We start from the raw sequence: 19,248 nt of genomic DNA, 5'->3' as shown, positions 1-19,248 counted from the left end.
CAATCAATTAACTCTATTAGAAATTACATTATTGTTAACGGCTTTCCTTCTTCCTTACAATATATTTTTTAACAACTTTAAAAAGCCTTACTACAAATAAATTGTAGTAAGGCTCTGACTATTTAAGATAAACATGAAACGACTTCATTATCTCTATACAAATAAAGTTTAGCAAATAATGTTGCCATCCCCTCCAAGGAAAAGAAACCTTATTTCAACTTTCCTATTGATAAGTTAACACGATAATTCCCGTATTTTAATAGTCGTCCTAGAAAGTTATCTAAGTCTTCATTGGACGCAAAATGTGTTTTTAATAAATAACACCCCTCACCACTTATACGGTGTACTTCAGAAATCCCTTCTTCTCCTTGAAAGAAATTCATAAACTCTTGGTGATTAGCTGTTGTTACGAACAAAGTAACAAATGCAGTCACTACTTGTCCTAATTTGATTCGGTTTATTGCAATTGTATACTGTTCAATAATCCCTAAATCCTCTAATCTTCGAATTCGATTTCCTACGGCCTGCCCCGTCATATGTATTTTTTGGCCAAGCTCTTTCCATTGTATTCTTGAGTTTTCTCCTAATAATTTCAGTATCTCAAAATCTGTTTGATCAATGATATAAACCAATCCTTTCACCGTGAAAGTAGAAAGCCCGAAAGTGTTTCGCCAACTTATTCTGCTTATCAATACAATTCACTATACTTAGTTTATCCTCTTACATCACATTATTTATCAGTTATATTTACTTATAACACAGAGGACGCAACAAAAAATACATCTAGATTTAAAGGAGGTTACAAATATGTTATTACAAGAAATTCTATCGTTCAATGAACAATTTGTAGAAAATAAGGAATACGCTCCTCGTGAAGCGACAAAAATGCCTAAAAAACGTATGGTTGTTGTTTCTTGCATGGATGCTCGTTTAATTGAGCTACTTCCAAAAGCTTTAGATATACACGATGGTGATGCAAAAGTCATCAGAAATGCAGGTGGTAAAATTGCTTCTGCTTTCGATAGTGTTATGCAAAGTGTTGTCGCGTCAGTATACGATTTAAATGCAGATGAAATCTTCCTTATTGGACACCATAGATGTGGTGCGAGCCAAACGAATCCAAAAGGAACACTTCAAAAAATATTAGATCGTGGAGTAGCTTCACCAGAAATTTTATCAGCGATTGAATATGCTGGTGTTGACCTTAAAAAATGGTTATTCGGATTCGATGATGTTTGCGATTCAACACAAGCTAATGTTGATTTAGTAAGAAATCACCCACTTATTCCAAAAGATGTTCCTGTACACGGTTTAGTTATTGATCCACATACAGGGAAATTAGATGTAGTGGTAGATGGATATAAAGCATTACATGGTGAAACAAAATAATTAATATTACTTACACGAAGGGAAGTTATTAGATATGAAAAGACAAGTATTAGATATGAATCGACCGGAAGCTACAAAAAAAATTTTAGAAGCAAAAATTGCAAAAGGTTTAACATGGGAAGAAATTGCAAAAGTAAGTGAAAACTCTGAGACTTGGGTTGTAACAGCGTTATTAGGACAAGCTACAATGACACGTCCAGAAGCAGAAAAAATCGGTAAACTATTAGAATTAGATGAAGAAGTAGTTCAAGCATTAACAGTAGTTCCACTTCGCGGCCAAGTAATGGAAATGCCTCCTACTGACCCGATTGCATATCGTTTATATGAAATGATGTTACAATATGCACCAACTATTAGAGAGTTAATCTTAGAAAAAGCGGGCGAAGGTGTAATGAGTGCGATTAACTTCAACCTAGGTGTGGATACACAAGAAGATCCAAAAGGTGGCGATCCTCGTATCGTGATTACACTTAATGGGAAATTCTTACCATTCCGTACATGGTAATTAATTAAAAATCTATCTATATAATTAAAATAATTTTATAGATTTAATAAATCCATCCTTTTTAATCTAACTGTGTAGAAAGGATGGATTTTTACTATGATATTCTTTTTCGGCAAAGGAGAATAATATGAATAAAAAACACTTTGATACGAGTTTTAGTATTCTACAATGGTTTGTGTTTCTATTAGCAAATGCAATTGCATTACCTATCATTATTGGTGGCATATTCCATTTACCAATAGAAGATATCTCAACATTAATGCAGCGGACTTTTTTAGTCGTGGGAGTAAGCTCGTTTCTACAAGCGTGGTTTGGGCATCGCTACCCCATTGCGGACGGGCCAGCCGGTTCATGGGTAAGTATATTTGTCATATTGGGACAAGTTGCTATGCATCAGGGACAAAGCGCAAAAGACGTGTTGCAACTTTTAGAAGGCGGATTAATTATTGCAGGTATATTACTCTTCGTTCTTGGTATAACAGGGCTTGTTCATCGAATCTTACGTTTATTTACACCCTTGGTTACAGGAACCTTTCTTTTAATATTATCTCTTCAGCTTAGTGGTGTGTTACTAAAAGGAATGATGGGATTACAAGGACCTGCAACTCATCCTGACTATACAACAGCTACTATTGCGCTCTTTGTTTTTGCCCTTATTACTTTCTTATCAATTAAAGGGAAAGGATGGATGAAAAGTTACGCTGTGTTACTTGGAATTTCATGTGGTTGGCTTTTGTATGCAGTATTAGGAAAATCATCTCATATGCCTTCACATACAACGCTAGTCAAGTTACCAGCGATATTTGCTTGGGGCACACCTAGATTCGATATTGGAATGACTCTAACTGCGACTTTATTTACCTTTCTTTTAGTTGCAAATACAATTGCTGCTATTTCGGCTGTAAAACAAGTGGCTCCCCTATCTAAAGAAAATGAAAAGCAAACACTGAACCGTGGTGTATGGGTCGGAGGTATATCACATATTATCTCATCATTGTTCTCTACAATTGGAATTGTACCATTACCTGCATCAGTAGGATTTATTCAACTAACAGGTCAAAAAAAGGTGAAGTCGTTTCTTATAGCAAGTCTTATATTAGCAGGTATTTCTTTCATCCCCTCAATTGTAAACTTTATATCCTTGCTACCAGGTCCTATTGCTAATTCTGCACTTTTAGCTACATTTGTCCAAGTAATAGGCATTTCATTTCAATCCATTTTACGTGAAAAATTAAAGCAACGCCGATTAACTATATTAGGAATTTCATTATTAATCAGTTTGGGAATAATGTTTCTTCCAGAAAGTGCATTTAGCGGAGTTCCTTCTTCCTTACAATATGTTTTAAGTAACGGATTACTCGTAGGTACTATGATCGTTATTTTGCTAGAGCAGTTTTGGAAAGAGTAAAATTTGTGACTAAGTAAAAAAGCGCCCTGATTACAGGGCGCTTTTTTATACCTAATGACTAATACTAGCCGTTGGGTATAATGTTGTTCCTCCAATTGAAACTTTTATTTCATTTGTTAATGGAACATTTTGTTCATTAATAATTGTTCTCCACCATTCCCATGCAAGACCAGTACATTCTCTAGCTACGATTTTTATATTTTTTGAATTTGGTGGAAGAGGGATAACTGTAGAGTAATGAGCTGTTTTGTCTCTGCCGCTACCATCCCATGTTTTATGTGTTAGTACTTCTTTCCCATTTTGATCAAATGTGAATTCATCCCAAGATACATCAAATTGAGCAACGTAAGCACCGTAATGATCAAGTTTCATTTTAGCACTTGAATATTCTGTAGTTGTCGTCTCAATATAATCTGTATTGTTATGAACAGCAGCAGTTGCATTATCTTTTAAGAAAGTGCTTGTATATGAAATTGGATATGCTGGATTTTTAAGACTTAATTCAGCATTATCTTTAATGATATTTCGGATTTCATTGAAATCTTTAGTAACAACCTTGTTATGCTCTTTCGCATCTCCGCCTAATACTACAGCAGTAAAGGTACTTTCTTCAAAAATATCTTTATACTGTCCACTCGTTTCGACGCTGTTATTCTTAAGTAAGGCTTTAAAAGCAGCTTGTACATCTTTACTCTTAGATGTTGTTTCTAATTTTACATAAACAGTTCTACCATAAGCTACATTTGAAACCATAACAGGTGGAGCCGAATTACTTATACCTTTACGAGTTAACTCACCAAAAGTAACACTATTATCAAAAAGATCGGATGGATTGTTAGGTAGTTCAGCACTTACGGTATAAAATATTTGCTTATATGCCGCTACCATCACTTTCTTCTCTCCATTTGCAACCGCATTAAAATCGATGTTTAGACTGTTATCGAGATATTTAGCGTTAACGTTAAGGGCACTTGCGATTTGTGATTTACTATAAACCATAGATTCTGTATACTGCATTCTTGCAGGTAACGTATGTGTTTTAGAATACTTTTCATTCCAAGTAGATACTAAATCATCTACTGCTCCAGCCACATTACCATATGTCGGATTTTGGACAGTAATTGTATTTTCTTTTCTCATGCCAGGTAAGTCTATACTAATATTCAAAGGCTTTCTCTTAGCCACTAATAAACTCGGTTGATTGTCTGCAAAAGCTTTATTTGCAAGTTGTACCGCTCCTGGATACGTACGATTCACCACAGAATCAATAATCGAAATATCGACTGGTGAAGTTGTAAGTGATTTTTTCTCGCGTTCCACTACTACAAATTTACCATTTGAATTGATACTTTCTTTCGGAACAAAACTCTCTACCTTATCACCATTTACAGCTAAAACTTCTTGATTATTATATTTAAGATTTGCTATGCCAGTATCAATGCCACTAGCATTTTTGATTACATCAGTTGCATTACCTACTTGTGTTTCTGCGAAGGAAATAGATGAATAATTAATAGTGCATAAACTAACTAATAAACATGTAAGGAATTTTCTTCTTTTAGTGTTTTTCTTAATATTCAGAAAAATCACCCCGTTCTTTTTTTAGTAAGATATGATAATGATTGATAAATGATAGCTAACTAATAAACTTACATAAATGCTTTTAAAAGTTCTTGAATTAACGGGATTACGCCACCTACAAATTTCAAAACTGCCATTGCGATTTCCATATTATTTCCTCCTTTTTCTTGCTACGATAATGTGATTTATCTTTATGCCCTCATTATAGTGACCCCTTACACTTTTATCAATACACTCTGATATGCAATATTACATATAAAAAACCAAGCTGAATTCTTTTAAAAAGTTATACAGAGATATTTTTTCGTTTGGTACATACTTGAATAGGTGAAGCATTCCTTTGCATTTTATGAGTAATTTACAAGTTTATTGTTTGAAGCATCGCAGGACCGGAAGTAATGAAATACCTGTGGGACAGAGCTATCATCGGCAATTGCATAAAAAAAGCTGCTGCCTATAAAATATAGACAGCAGCTTTTTTACATACTCATTTTGTAACTAATAAACAGCGATGGGCCCATAAGGACCTTTAATAATTTCTATTTTTGTTTCAAAAATATCTGTCAAAAGTGTTGGGTCCATAACCTCTTCTACTGTTCCAAAAGCAGCAATTTGTCCATCTTTCATAGCACAAATTTTATCAGAGTATTTAGCTGCAAAATTTATGTCATGCATAACAGTCAAAATTGTTCTTCCGAATTCATTAGCTGCACGTCTCAAATGCTCCATCATTTGAACAGAACGAGCAACATCAAGGTTGTTCAGAGGCTCGTCCAAAAGCACATATTCAGTCTCTTGGCACAATACCATCGCTACATATGCCCTTTGTCTTTGACCACCAGAAAGCTCATCTAAATATCTATTCTCTAAACTAGTTAAATCTAAGAAATCGATATATTTAGAAATAATAACCTCATCTTCTTTAGTTAATCTTCCCTTTGAATAAGGAAAGCGCCCAAATCCAACTAGTTGTCTAATAGTAAGCCTCGTTACAAAATGATTTTCTTGTCGCAATATAGTCAAAATTTTTGCTAAGTCTTTTGATTTGGATTCAGAAACATCCATATTCGCTACTTGAATTTGGCCTTCATCCATATCTAAGAGTCTTCCAATCATCAATAGTGTCGTAGACTTTCCAGCACCATTTGGTCCAATTAAAGAAGTAAAGCCCGCTTTTGGTATTTCAATATCCAAAGGTCCTATTTTTACCTTATCAGTATAGAACTTTTTAACATTATCAATTTTTATCATAAAGCCCTCTTCCTTAAAACAATAGTTAAGAATATGATTCCACCAAATAATTCAATAATAACTGAAACTACACCTTGAGCATTGAATACATGATACATTAAAAAGTATGCACTCGTCATTATCAAAAATCCTATTGCAAAAGCCATTGGAAAAATATATCTATGATCATAAGTTGACGCCGCCTGATAACTCAAAGTTGCTACTAAAAAGCCGTAGAAAGTAAGTGGCCCAATTAGAGCTGTTGAAATGGACATCAAAATAGCAACTAATACAAGCGTATAAATTACACTAGGTTGATATTTAACCCCAAAGGAAGTAGCAACATCCTTTCCAAGTGATAAAATATTCAACTTCTTAGAATGAACAAAAATTAATACCGCTACAATTATAATCATAGGAATTACAACAGGAAAATATGCAGGATCTGCATGATTAACAGAACCAAATAATTTCGCTTGTAAAATATCAAACTCTGAAGGCGCAAGTAGCTTTCTCATAAAAGTTGATACGGAATTCAGTCCAGTACCAATAATAATTCCAACTAAAAGCATAAGTTGTAAATTCCCGTATTTACCGGAAAGTAACCATCCATAAAGTATCAAACTCATCAAGACCATAGCAACAACTTGGAATAAAAATGATCCAATTCCATTAAAGTTTATTAATGCACTAGCACCAAAGAAGAATATTGTACTCGTATGAATTGCTGAATAAAGTGATTCGAAACCTAAAAGCGAAGGAGTAATAATCTTATTGTTCGTAATAGATTGGAAAGCAACTGTCGACAAGCTATGGCAAACTGCAGCAATAATCATCGCAACAATAGCTATTATCCTTCTCTTAACAACTGGGATAAAAGAAGGTGAATCTATCGGAACTGGATTGTTATAAACTAAAAGTCCATATGAAGAAAGGAGACCTAAAGCAATCAATGTTATCAGTACAATCCAATAACGTCTTGCTTCCTTCTTAGAACGAAAAGCACTAGCTGATCTACTTTCATTATGAAGGCTAGAATCGATTTCGACATTTTCTTTATTTTTATAGTCTAATGTGATCATCGTAGCCTCCTTGGTTTTCTTCGTCTCAATAAAATAGTAATAAACACGACTGCTCCCACTGTTGCAAGTATTAAAGAAACAGGTACTTCAAAAGGCTTTATAATTGTTCTAGAAATGATGTCACAGGTAGTTATTGTCCCCATTCCGATCACACATACCCAAGGTAAATTACTCCTAAGATCATCCCCTCTAAACATGGAAACAATGTTTGGAACAATTAATCCCAAGAAAGGTAAGTTTCCAATAACAGCTGCAACAATTCCAACTGCAACAGAGATAAGGCCAGTCCCAAAAAGAACAATTCTATTGTAATTAACTCCAAGGCTTGTTGCGACATCTTCTCCTAGCCCAGCTAAAGTCAATCTATTAGCATACATAAAAATAAGCAAAGTAACGATAACAATTAGCCATAAATATTCATATCTTCCCACCTGAACGGTAGCAAATGAACCTACGAACCAAGTTTCAATACTTTGCGTCATTTGAAAAAGGAGTCCCAAAAAAGTAGACACTGCAGAAATAACTGCTCCAAGCATCAATCCAATAATAGGGACAATTAAAGACGAACGAAGTTTAACTCTTCTTAAAAACAGAAAGAAAATCATAGTTCCTATAAAAGAAAAAATGATTGCACCAGTCATTCTTTGAACTAAAGTCGGGGCAGGAAATAATAAATATACAAAAAGCAGGCCTAAGCCTGACCATTCAATAGTCCCCGTTGTAGTAGGTTCAACAAAACGATTCTGTGTAATTAATTGCATTACGAGCCCTGCCATCGCCATTGCAGCTCCAGTAAGCATTAATGCAACTGTTCTCGGAACACGAGTGATGAAAAACATCTCCATTCCGTCCTCTTGTCCACGTATATCATAAACTCCAGTAAACAGTGATATAATCCCTAAAATTATAACAACTATAATCGCTATTATAAAAGGTTTTGTCCATATTTTATTGTGATTATAAAACTGGGGTTGAGAAATATTCTCAACCCTAGAAATCATATTTTTTGACACTGTTTCGTACTCCTTTACACTACTTAGCTAAAGTTTTTGCGATATTTCCAAATAACTCTATATAAGTCTCAATTGATTCATTTGTGTAAGTATCTGCTGGTGCATAAATAACTTGTTTTTTAGAAACAGCAGTTGTGTTTTGAAGAGCAGGTGATTTAGAAATAACATCTTGAGCAGGAGCTGAAGTAGCAGCATCAGATGTTGCAGCATCACGATCTAATACGAAAAGCCAATCAGGATTTGTTTGTGCAATAGCTTCAACAGAAACGTCATCACCTTTATGACCTGCAGTAGAATTAGACACTTCTAGTGCTGGAGTCCAACCGAAAATTTCATACATTGGTCCCCAAACGCGACCAGAGTGAGGCGCAGCAAAACCAATATTCCCACCAGTAACGATAACACTCATAACTTTATCTTTTCCATTATAAGCAGATTTTGCATTTTCAATAGATTTATCAAAATCAGCTACTAATTTTTTAGCCTCTTTATCTTTATCAAAGATTTTTCCTAAAGAAATTGTAGAATCTTTAAGTCCTTTTACTAAATTTTCTCCAGGCTTAGTAGCTTTCTCAGAAACATCAACATTAAGATCAATAACAGCTGCATTTGGCACTAATTTTTTGATTTCTTCGTAATGGCCAGCAAATCTTTGACCAACGATTACAAGGTCAGGGTTTGCCGCTGCTATAATTTCAAGATTTGGTTCGCGGTGATTCCCAATATTTTTAACTGAATCATCTTTTTTATATGCTGAATCTGCAGGCATTACATCCTTTGGAGCAGCCGCTAATTTAATTCCCCAATCAGCTAAAGTTTCAAAAGTTCTATTATCTAAAGCAACTACATTCTTTGGATTTACAGGGACTTTAACAGTTCCATGTGCATCAGTAATTTCAACCGTTTTTGGCTTATCACTACTATCACCTTTATTAGCTTTCGAAGTTTCCTTACCTGAATCTGAGCAAGCTACTAACATTAAAGTGAAAATCGCTAGAATACTTACTAATTTTAAAAGCATAGTTTTTTTCATACGTATACTCCTTATTATGTAATTTAGTTCGAAAATGATGACGTCCATAGATTGAATTAGATAGTAACTGCTATTCACCTAAACCAATATTGATAATCATTTTCATTTGAATATCCTGTTAATTAGTATAGTCATTAATTCTGTGAAAATCTTGTGAATGGTGTGAGTTAATAGAATTAAGCATACTTTGTATACGAAAAGTAATATGTGCAGTCAGGCGTGTTGATTAACCTTTATTTTACAGAGAATACATGAGAAAATCTTGATTTTCTTTTCAAGTAGGTACTTGCATTAGATACGGTCGCGCTAGAATCTTCCCCTCCACACTAACCAAATATATGAGCACCTTATAAACCATGATCCATTGCCTGATAGAAATATTCTAGTTCCGTCTTTTAATATTTCACAGAAACTATTTTATTATCTTATTTTTATCATTCAACCATTGAATAGCCTCTGCCATGTATCGTTTGAATATATCTGTCTTTCTTCTCGCACTTTAACTTTTTTCTTACATACCCAATATATAAGTCTACTACATTTGGATTTACTACTACGTTATATCCCCAAACCTGATTCAAAAGCATTTCACGGCTCAATATTGTATTTTTATTCTTGATTAAAAATACAAGTAAATCGTACTCGCGCTTCGTAAGCGAGAGATTTTCGCTACCTTTTTTCACAATATTGCTAGATGCATCAACAAAGAGATCTTTAAACTGAAAAAAGTTTGTCTCATTTTGCTGAGTATAGTCAGTTCTCCTTAAAATAGCTTGAACCCTTGCTACTAATTCTTCTTTCGCAAATGGTTTTCTAATATAATCATCTGCTCCTGCTTGTAGCCCTGCTATGCAATCCTTACTAGAAATATTGTCGGTCACAATAATGATCGGTGTCGTTTTAACAATTCGTATTTGTCTACAAATTTCTGGCCCCGATATACTTAATGAATCCCAATCCAATATGATAATATCCCAATCTTGTTCATATACTATATTTAAACCTTGGTTTTCATTGTGAAGTTTTAAAATGAAATAGCCCTCTTGCTTTAGACCGCTTACGATTTTCTTCGCAAAAGACCGTTCATTCTTAATTACTAACACCTGCTTCACCGATGGTTCACCTCTACTTCAATATAACTTAGTTAGATAAAAAATTATCTCAAAAAAACATTTTAAAATTTATAAATATGAACCCCCTAAAAAAGGCCATTGTAACAGCTTATTAGGAGAACTCTATATAATCTTACAATAAATATGAATAGAAACACAAAGGATATGAAGATTTAAATACATATTATGTAATCATTAAAGGTAGCTATAGTATCTACCTGTTTATCGTCAATAACTATTTCTTCATTTTCTTTTTCAGGGGTACCACCCTTCCCTCATCAACTTAAACATTTTATATAACTACAAAACAAAAAGAACCATAAGCTTGCCACAAAAAATAGTAGTGGTCCATCTCCAACATTTAAAATCAAATATTTTTCATTGGGAATATCTTGTTGTTTTAGACTATAGAATAAAGTATTAGACCATTAAAAAATGGTTGTAAGCTGAAAAGGTATTAATCTTTTTGATTAAATAAAAAATACTTTTGTTTTTCTTTTATTTACTTTAATATCAATAAGGGCACCAAAAAAATAGATAGAGGTGCTAAAATGTACGGAATTATTAATTATGAAGTGTTTTTACTAACAGGGATTTTATTAAATTTAATTCCTGGTGCGGACACCATGTATATTGTGGGAAGAAGTATTTCACAAGGCAGAAAAGCAGGTGTGTATTCTGTTTTTGGTATTATTACTGCCTCTTTAGTTCATACGTTATTTGTTGCTTTTGGTTTATCTATTATACTTACAAAATCCGTTGTATTATTTAACATCATTAAGATTATTGGTGTTATCTATCTCGTATATCTAGGGATTAAAATGGTACTTGATAAGACGAATGTAGATTTCCAAGCTTCATCCAATAAATTAAACATTAGAAAGATATATATACAAGGGCTTTTAACAAGTCTTACGAATCCAAAAGTCTCTTTATTCTTTATTGCGTTTCTTCCGCAATTTATAGATACAAAGGCTTCAGGTCCTATTCCCTTTATCATTTTAGGACTTACTTTTACAGCCACTGGATTATTGTGGTGTTTATTTGTGGCTTATTTCTCTTCATATGTTACAAAAAAACTAAGAGGAAACCAAAAGGTAGGAATGATTCTAAATAAGGTAACAGGAATGATTTTTATTGGTATGGGGTTAAAGTTGCTTCAAACGAAAGCTCCTCAATGAACCTGAATAACATAACAATGCCCCCTTCTAAGAAATGTTATATCGGGTTTAAACCAATTCCTATATACTAAAAAGTCCCTTCAGAATTTGAAGGGGCTTTTTAATATACCTGTCTTGATGATACGATTCACTCTTTATTGAAAAAAATGAGTGTAAATTGAGTCTGCTATCAAATAATTACTGTTAAAATAGATATTTCTTGCTGTTAGGAATAGTCGATGTATCTATTTGTATAGAGAAAGCATATCTTTGCCGCAAACAAAAAGAACCATAACCTCGCCAATCTGGCAAAGTTATGGTTCATATCATACAAAATAAAAAAACCACCAAATATGTATTGGTGGAGACGGTGGGAGTCGAACCCACGTCCAAAAATATCGGCACTTAAGCTTCTACGAGTGTAGTCGATATATTAGCATTTCGCGAACTCTTCGGCCTATCGACAGGCTTCCAAGTTGCTAGTCTGATTGTTCTCTTCCTTCGCCCTCAGACGGCGAACTCCGGCGTAGTCCACTTAGTTTGAGTCCCTTACCCTACCACATGGACGATGGAGGGAGGAACCTTTAGTGCAATTAAGCAGCTAAAGAAAGATTGTTTTGTTTGCCAATTATAGGCTTTGACGTTTTAACGAGGCCGATCCCCTCGACTCGCAACCTAAGCTCGAACTATCCCTGTCGAATCCGTAACGTCCCCATGATAAAAATGGAGCATACGAAGAAATATCGTGATAGCTACTAAGAGCTGTTTTTCAATGTGCAACAATCTTACATAAGTTATTATAACATACGCGCGTCGTTTTACAAATGTAAATATCTGTATTACATCTTTTGACGATCACGGAACGCGCGTGCAATTTCACGTTTTGCTTCTTTCTCTTTTAAATCGTTACGCTTATCATATTGCTTTTTACCTTTTGCTAAACCAAGTGCCATTTTCGCGAATCCATTTTTTAAATAAATTCTAACTGGAACTAATGCATAGCCTGTTTCTTTTGAAGCACCCGTTAACTTCTCAATTTCTTTTTTATGAAGAAGTAACTTTCTCGTGCGAAGCGGATCATGGTTGAAACGATTCCCTTGCTCATATGTACTAATATGCATATTATGTACCCATACTTCACCATTATGTACACGTGCAAACGCATCTTTCAAGTTCACGCGTCCAGCGCGAATCGACTTAATTTCAGTTCCTTGAAGGACAAGCCCTGCCTCGTATGTTTCTTCGATGAAATAATCATGAAATGCTTTTTTATTTTGTGCAATAACCTTACCTGTACCCTTTGGCATATAACGTCCCTCCTCTATTTTTACTATTGTAACAAATGTTAATAAAAAGCGAAAGTGGCTCGCTCAGAATGTAAGGTGGATGGAGCTTCTGACCTTGAGGCGCTCTTTGCCTCTCGGGAAGAAGCGAAGCCGCCGAACATTCTAGCCACTGTAGCTGGATTCCAACAAAAAGCGAAAGTGGCTCGCTCTCAAGCCACCAATAAAAAAGAAAAAGCCCCGCTTTTCATCAAAGCGAAGCCCTCCTTTTCTTACTTACGCTTTTTCTTTTTCTTCTTGAACCCTGGTACATTTTCGAAGAATGCTTTTTTCTTCTTACCGTTACCATCTTTTTTCCCTGGCTGACTAGCGGACGTGGAAGTGGAAGCAGAAGCTGATCCTCTTCCTTTTCCTTTGCCACCACGGTCGAATTTTCTACCTGTACCACGTTCTCCGCCGCGCTCATCACTGCGTTCGCTACGTCCACCGCGTTTCTTTCTGCCTGTTCTTGGCTGTTCGATAACGACTGGACGATCTTTGAACTTACGACGAGGCGTCCCTTTCATGCCAACGATTTCAAAGTCGATTGCACGCTCGTCTTTGTTTACGTTAATAACGCGAATTGTAATTTCGTCTCCGATGCGGAATACGTTACCTGTACGTTCTCCGATCATTGCGAAATGTTTCTCGTCATAACGGTAGTAATCATCCGTTAAGTAGCTAACGTGTACAAGACCTTCAATTGTATTTGGAAGCTCTACGAATAAACCGAAGTTTGTTACAGAGCTAATCATACCGTCATACTCTTCACCAATCTTATCAACCATATACTCTGCTTTTTTCATTTCGTCTGTTTCACGTTCTGCTTCAACAGCACGACGTTCCATATTAGAAGAATGCTCTGCAATTTCAGGTAAGTTTTCACGCCATTTTGCTTGTGTTTCGTTGTCGACTTTACCGTTAATAATGTATTCACGAATTAATCTATGAACGATTGTATCTGGGTAACGACGAATTGGTGATGTGAAATGTGTGTAGAACTCAGTTGATAAACCGAAATGTCCTAAGCTATCCGCATCGTAACGCGCTTGCTTCATTGAACGAAGCATTACTGTTGAAATAACTACTTCTTCAGGCTGTCCTTGAACCATTTCAAGAATTTGTTGCAGCGCACGAGGATGTATTTCATTCGCACGTCCTTTTACTGCATATCCGAAGTTTGTTACAAACTCGAAGAAACGTTCCAGCTTATCTTCTTTCGGATCTTCATGGACACGGTACATGAATGGTACGTTCATCCAGTGGAAATGCTCTGCTACTGTTTCGTTCGCAACAAGCATAAATTCTTCAATTAACTTCTCTGATACAGAACGATCACGCATGACAACATCTGTCGGTTTACCTTCTTCGTCTACTAATACTTTCGCTTCTTTAAAGTCAAAGTCAATTGCACCACGACGCATACGTTTTTCACGTAAAATCTGTGCCAATTGACCCATCTCTTTAAACATCGGTACTAGCGGCTCATAGCGTTTGATTAACTCTTCGTCCTCATCTTCTAAAATGCTTCTTACGTCAGCATACGTCATACGCTCTGTCGTTTTAATCACACTTTGGAAAATCTCATGCTTTACAACATCACCTAAGTTGTTGATTTCCATTTCACAAGATAACGTCAGACGGTCTACTTTCGGGTTTAACGAACAAATACCGTTAGATAGACGATGCGGAATCATCGGAATTACACGGTCAACAAGATATACACTCGTTGCTCTTTCCGCTGCTTCTACATCAATTGGAGAACCTTCTTGAACGTAATGACTTACATCCGCAATATGAACGCCAAGCTTGTAGTTACCGTTCTCGAGCTTCGTTACTGTAACAGCGTCATCTAAATCTTTCGCATCTGCACCGTCAATCGTTACGATCATTTGGTCACGCAGGTCACGGCGATCTTTTAAATCTTCTTCTGAAATCGTTTCTGGTACACTGTTTGCATGCTCCATCACTTCTTCAGGGAATGCTAAAGGTAGATGATGTTTATGAATAACTGATAAAATATCTACTCCTGGATCATTTTTATGACCTAGAATTTGAATAACTTCACCTTCTGCACTTAAACGATTCTCTGGGTAACTCGTAATTTTCACAACTACTTTATGGCCTTCTACAGCACCCATTGATGCACTTTTCAAGATAAAGATATCACTCGTCCAGCGCTTATTGTCAGGTATAACAAATCCAAAGTTTTTCGATTCTGTATATGTACCAACTAGTTCTTTTGTGCCGCGCTCTAAAATACGTACAATTGAACCTTCTTGGCGTGATCCACTTGATTGTGCGCTAACACGCGCTAATACTGTATCACCATGAAGTGCACCGTTTAACTCTGTAGGCGGGATGAAAAGATCATCATCTCCCGTTTTCTTCTCTTCTGGTACAACGAATGCAAAGCCACGTGCATGTCCAATTAATTTACCGCGTACTAAATTCATCTTTTCAGGAAGACCGTAACGGTTACTACGTGTGCGAATAACAAGCCCCTTCTCTTCCATCATTACAAGTGCCTTTACAAAATCTTTAAAGCCCTCAGACCCTTCAATTCCAAATGCCTCTTCTAACTCTTGTATTGTTAACGGTTTATACGCTTCTTCTCTCATAAATAATAACAACTTATCAATATTTTCTTGTATGATTTCTTCCAAGCAGAAATACCTCCTTTAAACCCTTATATTATTTAGTGTATCCGAAAGACTGGGGATGTATAAAGCGAAACTTTAATACTCCCCTAATGATTTTTACAGTTTTCACAAAAAATTCCTTATGAAAAAAAGAGGCAACTAGATCTTACCAATCTAGTTGCTCCAAGAAGTTATATACATCCTCATGTAGCTCGTCACGTTGCTTATCAAGTGTAATGACATGCGTAGAGTCTTCATACCATTTAATGTCTTTTAACGTAGATTCTACACCGTTATAAATAATGTTAGCACTATCTGTATTAATCATTTCATCATGACGTGCTTGTACAACAAATGTCGGTGCATAAATCATATCCACATTGTTACGTACGTCAGCAATTAATTGTTGTAATGCTTTTAATGTATTCATCGGTGTCTTTTGGAATTCCAACATTTCTTGTTCGATTTGCTCTGGTGATTTTTGCTCACGGTTTTTATATTCGCGGGCATATGCCAATATACCTTGGTACATCGTTTCTTCACTCTTAATATACATTGGTGCACACATTGGTACTACACCTAAAACAGGTACTGTATAACCTAATTTTAAAGAAAATACGCCGCCAAGTGATAATCCAACAACAGCAATTTTCTCAAAGCCTTTATCTTTTAAAAGCTGATATGCCTCCATTACGTCTTGCCACCAATCTTCAGGACCTGTATGAACAAGCTCTTCTGGTGGTACACCGTGCCCTTTATAAATTGGCGCATGACAAGTGTAGCCTTTCTTCTCTAAGAAACGCCCTAACATACGTACATCAGCTGAGTTTCCTGTGAAACCATGTAGTAATAAAACAGCGCGGTCTCCACCCTCAAATGTAAATGGTTTCGGAGATGCTAATTTCATCATGTACTTCTCCTCTTTCTCTTCTGTAATCTAGTCGTATTCTTTCTATATCTAGTGTACCATATTTATATTTCTATAATCTAATTAGAAACATCTTTCAAATAGCAAAATAAAAAAAGAAGAACCATTAGTACATCTTACTAACGCTTCTTCTTTCAATTCTATAAATTTAAGTACGTAACAGCAATTGTTAATACGAAGAATAGAACAGCTAAAACAATTGTAATACGGTTTAATACTGCTTCAATTCCACGTGCTTTTTGCTTACCAAATAATTGCTCTGCACCGCCTGAAATTGCACCTGAAAGGCCTGAGCTATTACTAGACTGCATAAGTACCATAACAATCATTAAAATCGATACAATAATAAGTAAAACGGATAATAACGTATGCACTTGGCGTACCTCCTACAAAGATTCAGTTATTTTAACTGTAGCATAAATCCTATAGAAAAGCGAGAGCTATAGAGTCGCTCTCGCTTTTCTTCTATTACATAAACATCATTGCAAATAACGGCCCGAGCAAACATGTCAAAATTGCTGTTAATGTCATTGTTACCGATCCAATAACACCTTCATGTTCATTATTTTTCATCGCTCTCATTACACCCATAATATGAGAAGCACATCCAAATCCGATACCTTTACCAACTGAGTTTGTAACACGGCTCCATTTTAATAAAAGTGGGCCAGTAATCGTTCCAGTAATACCTGCGATAACAACGAAAGCTGCTGTTAATGAAGGTACACCACCAACTTGCTCTGAAACACTCATCGCAACTGGCATTGTCACCGATTTTGGTAAAGAAGATAAAATTAAGCTTTTATCTGTTCCCATAAGTGATGCAATGGCAAAATCACTGGCGATTGCAACTGTTGTTCCTACTAATACCCCGCCGGCAATCGGTACAACATATTTTTGCAGAACGTGACGTTGTTTATAAAGAGGAATTGCAAATGCTACAACACCGGGCCCCAGCAGTTTTGCAATCCAGCCACCACCGCTTTCCATATAATGTTGATATGGTATATCAAGCATGATAAATAAGAAAGCCATTAATCCTGTTGCTACAAGCATTGGAATGGTGAATGGTGTTGGAAATAATTTATAGATTTTTTTAGATAATTGGTATAATAGCACCGTAAAAAGAACCCAACCGATTCCGATTAATATTTGGCTCATCTCGACTCTCTTTCCTTTCTATTCGCAAGATATTGTCCTGTATGTCCTGCGACAATAATAATTAAAAATGTACTCGTTACAATTGTAATGAAAAGAGAAATTCCTTTACTCATAAAAAAAGCACCGTAATTCATTAGGCCAAGCGTTGGCGGAATTAATAAAAACGGCATAATAGCAACGAGTGTTTCTGCTCCTAAATCGAACCATTTCACTGGAAGGACTTTTAGGCTAAGTAAAACAAGTAAGAGGAACATTCCAATCAAACTTCCTGGAATCGGAATATTTAACACTTCTTGTACCCAATTTCCAACCATATAAAAAACGTAAAGAGCTGCAATTTGGACAAGAATCTTTGTAAATTTCATGTTCATCATCCCTCATGTTTATACGATCTTCTCTTAATATCTTTATCATAGTATAAATTGTAAAAAGCTGCAATTTATCAACTTGACAGCAAAAACAGCCTATGTTATACGCTTACAGCCTTGATATGACTGCATTTCTAAACAAAAATTAAGTCAAAAACCTTGACCTAATATAAAAAGTTTTTATTTTCTGAATTTGTAACGTTGTTATTTCAATAAAATAATCTTTTTATCCTTAAGCTTACATATATATAAAGTGAAACTTTCATTAGTGGCGGTTTTCTTCCTCCCCACAATCGGACTTTTACGGGATAAACAAGATAGGTGGTGAGCATATGCCAAAAAAAGTTCTTATTTTTTGTGATCCTGGGATTGATGATACGATGGCTCTCCTCTTAGCATTCTTTATCGATGAAATAGAAATCGTCGGTATTGTTGCTGATTACGGCAATGTCCCAAAAAAAATGGCCGTACAAAACGCTCATTTTCTTAAGAGCGAAGCAAAGGATAGAAATATCAAGATATTTGGTGGTTCAGAACGTCCACTTACTGGTGCCCCTCCAGCTTTCTTTACGGAAGTACACGGGAAACAAGGGCTCGGGCCAATTATTCCAAAGGGACATGTGACTAACGGGGAGATGGAGAATTTTTTCGAAGTTATTCCTCTTATTGAACAGTATAAAGATGAATTAATCATTGTAAGTTTAGGAAGACTTACCTCCCTAGCAATTTTATTCATTGTATGTAAACAGCTCATGAAGCAAATTACATCTTACTACGTAATGGGCGGCGCCTTTTTACATCCTGGTAATGTGACCCCTATTTCCGAAGCGAACTTTTATGGCGATCCTACTGCCGCTAATATAGTCCTTCAATCCTCACCTAACATGTACATCTATCCATTAAACGTCACTCAGTATTCCATCATTACACCAGAAATGGCTGAATACATTGAAGCAAAAGGAAAAGCCCCACTCGTCAAACCGTTATTCGATCATTATTACTACGGCTATTATAAAGACGCCTTACCGCATTTAAAGGGGAGCCCCTTCCATAACACAATGCCAATACTCGCTTTACTTGATAACTCTATGTTTACGTATCACAAGTCACCTATCGTTGTCATGACAGAATCTTATGCACAAGGAGCAAGCATAGGAGAATTTCGTTCTTTAGGAGAATCTAAGCCATTTATTGATTGGCCGAGTCATCAAATCGCAATTGATTTTGATTATAACCGCTTCTTTAAATATTTCATGTCACTTATGACGGGTGAGCAATTTTAGCATAAAAAAACAGACCGTGATTTCTCACGGT

At 35.6% G+C, this 19,248-nt stretch carries 18 protein-coding genes and 1 other RNA gene; 5 read left to right on the top strand and 14 right to left on the bottom strand.

Features of this window, described 5'->3' with window-relative positions:
- Positions 1 to 209 precede the first annotated feature (209 nt).
- Positions 210 to 641 (bottom strand): Lrp/AsnC family transcriptional regulator, encoded by a 432-nt coding sequence (locus MKX31_RS25580; protein WP_002008929.1) that lies wholly within the window; start codon positions 639 to 641, stop codon positions 210 to 212.
- Between the two features lie 166 nt (positions 642 to 807).
- Between MKX31_RS25580 and MKX31_RS25575 the strand changes: the two genes are divergently transcribed.
- From MKX31_RS25575 to MKX31_RS25565, 3 genes are all read left to right on the top strand, one after another.
- Positions 808 to 1,389, top strand: coding sequence for a beta-class carbonic anhydrase (locus MKX31_RS25575; RefSeq protein ID WP_000926488.1), 582 nt, complete (start codon positions 808 to 810; stop codon positions 1,387 to 1,389).
- Positions 1,390 to 1,444: 55 nt separating this feature from the next.
- The gene (gene cynS, locus MKX31_RS25570) at positions 1,445 to 1,894 is read left to right on the top strand and encodes a cyanase (RefSeq protein WP_033657709.1); all 450 of its coding nucleotides are present in this window, start codon (positions 1,445 to 1,447) and stop codon (positions 1,892 to 1,894) included.
- 127 nt (positions 1,895 to 2,021) lie between these two features.
- Positions 2,022 to 3,302 carry a purine/pyrimidine permease gene (locus MKX31_RS25565; RefSeq protein ID WP_340981678.1) on the top strand — a complete coding sequence of 427 codons (1,281 nt, stop codon included), beginning with the start codon at positions 2,022 to 2,024 and terminating at the stop codon, positions 3,300 to 3,302.
- 51 nt (positions 3,303 to 3,353) lie between these two features.
- On the opposite strand, the gene alo is transcribed toward MKX31_RS25565, so the two are convergent.
- From alo to MKX31_RS25535, 6 genes are all read right to left on the bottom strand, one after another.
- A complete protein-coding gene (gene alo / locus MKX31_RS25560) occupies positions 3,354 to 4,892 on the bottom strand; it encodes an anthrolysin O/cereolysin O family cholesterol-dependent cytolysin Alo (protein WP_149173755.1) in 1,539 nt (512 codons plus the stop codon).
- Between the two features lie 489 nt (positions 4,893 to 5,381).
- A complete protein-coding gene (locus MKX31_RS25555) occupies positions 5,382 to 6,134 on the bottom strand; it encodes an iron ABC transporter ATP-binding protein (RefSeq protein ID WP_063263139.1) in 753 nt (250 codons plus the stop codon).
- On the bottom strand, positions 6,131 to 7,195 hold the full coding sequence (locus tag MKX31_RS25550) for an iron chelate uptake ABC transporter family permease subunit (protein ID WP_064476227.1): 1,065 nt from the start codon (positions 7,193 to 7,195) through the stop codon (positions 6,131 to 6,133). The genes MKX31_RS25555 and MKX31_RS25550 overlap by 4 nt, the downstream gene beginning before the upstream one ends.
- Positions 7,192 to 8,208, bottom strand: coding sequence for an ABC transporter permease (locus MKX31_RS25545; protein WP_000042060.1), 1,017 nt, complete (start codon positions 8,206 to 8,208; stop codon positions 7,192 to 7,194). The genes MKX31_RS25550 and MKX31_RS25545 overlap by 4 nt, the downstream gene beginning before the upstream one ends.
- A gap of 19 nt (positions 8,209 to 8,227) precedes the next feature.
- Positions 8,228 to 9,241, bottom strand: a complete 1,014-nt coding sequence (locus MKX31_RS25540) for a siderophore ABC transporter substrate-binding protein (protein ID WP_000753430.1) — start codon at positions 9,239 to 9,241, stop codon at positions 8,228 to 8,230.
- 434 nt (positions 9,242 to 9,675) lie between these two features.
- Complete coding sequence (locus tag MKX31_RS25535; RefSeq protein WP_064476226.1) at positions 9,676 to 10,353, bottom strand: response regulator transcription factor; 678 nt, start codon at positions 10,351 to 10,353, stop codon at positions 9,676 to 9,678.
- A gap of 551 nt (positions 10,354 to 10,904) precedes the next feature.
- On the opposite strand from MKX31_RS25535, the gene MKX31_RS25530 reads away from it, so the two are divergent.
- Positions 10,905 to 11,534 carry a LysE family translocator gene (locus MKX31_RS25530; protein WP_103655855.1) on the top strand — a complete coding sequence of 210 codons (630 nt, stop codon included), beginning with the start codon at positions 10,905 to 10,907 and terminating at the stop codon, positions 11,532 to 11,534.
- Between the two features lie 338 nt (positions 11,535 to 11,872).
- Here the strand turns inward: MKX31_RS25530 and ssrA are convergent.
- The 7 genes from ssrA to MKX31_RS25495 all read right to left on the bottom strand — a co-directional run bounded on the left by ssrA (position 11,873) and on the right by MKX31_RS25495 (position 17,931).
- Positions 11,873 to 12,227, bottom strand: a transfer-messenger RNA (tmRNA) gene (ssrA, locus tag MKX31_RS25525).
- A 125-nt stretch (positions 12,228 to 12,352) separates the two neighbouring features.
- Positions 12,353 to 12,820 carry an SsrA-binding protein gene (gene smpB / locus MKX31_RS25520; RefSeq protein WP_001123922.1) on the bottom strand — a complete coding sequence of 156 codons (468 nt, stop codon included), beginning with the start codon at positions 12,818 to 12,820 and terminating at the stop codon, positions 12,353 to 12,355.
- A 248-nt stretch (positions 12,821 to 13,068) separates the two neighbouring features.
- Positions 13,069 to 15,501 (bottom strand): ribonuclease R, encoded by a 2,433-nt coding sequence (gene rnr / locus MKX31_RS25515; RefSeq protein ID WP_097860409.1) that lies wholly within the window; start codon positions 15,499 to 15,501, stop codon positions 13,069 to 13,071.
- A 142-nt stretch (positions 15,502 to 15,643) separates the two neighbouring features.
- The gene (gene estA, locus MKX31_RS25510) at positions 15,644 to 16,384 is read right to left on the bottom strand and encodes a carboxylesterase (protein WP_000761972.1); all 741 of its coding nucleotides are present in this window, start codon (positions 16,382 to 16,384) and stop codon (positions 15,644 to 15,646) included.
- 161 nt (positions 16,385 to 16,545) lie between these two features.
- Positions 16,546 to 16,779, bottom strand: a complete 234-nt coding sequence (gene secG / locus MKX31_RS25505; protein ID WP_000557263.1) for a preprotein translocase subunit SecG — start codon at positions 16,777 to 16,779, stop codon at positions 16,546 to 16,548.
- A 94-nt stretch (positions 16,780 to 16,873) separates the two neighbouring features.
- Positions 16,874 to 17,566, bottom strand: a complete 693-nt coding sequence (locus MKX31_RS25500) for an LrgB family protein (RefSeq protein WP_000078299.1) — start codon at positions 17,564 to 17,566, stop codon at positions 16,874 to 16,876.
- Complete coding sequence (locus MKX31_RS25495) at positions 17,563 to 17,931, bottom strand: CidA/LrgA family holin-like protein (protein ID WP_340981677.1); 369 nt, start codon at positions 17,929 to 17,931, stop codon at positions 17,563 to 17,565. Before MKX31_RS25495 ends, MKX31_RS25500 begins: the two co-directional genes overlap by 4 nt.
- A 335-nt stretch (positions 17,932 to 18,266) precedes the next feature.
- Between MKX31_RS25495 and MKX31_RS25490 the strand changes: the two genes are divergently transcribed.
- The gene (locus tag MKX31_RS25490) at positions 18,267 to 19,217 is read left to right on the top strand and encodes a nucleoside hydrolase (RefSeq protein WP_340981676.1); all 951 of its coding nucleotides are present in this window, start codon (positions 18,267 to 18,269) and stop codon (positions 19,215 to 19,217) included.
- Positions 19,218 to 19,248 lie beyond the last annotated feature (31 nt).

Source organism: Bacillus sp. FSL M8-0063, assembly GCF_038005545.1.
GTDB classification, from domain to species: Bacteria; Bacillota; Bacilli; order Bacillales; family Bacillaceae_G; genus Bacillus_A; species Bacillus_A wiedmannii.
The sequence above is the reverse complement of the archived record's forward strand: the minus strand, read 5'-3'. Positions and strand labels throughout refer to the sequence as shown.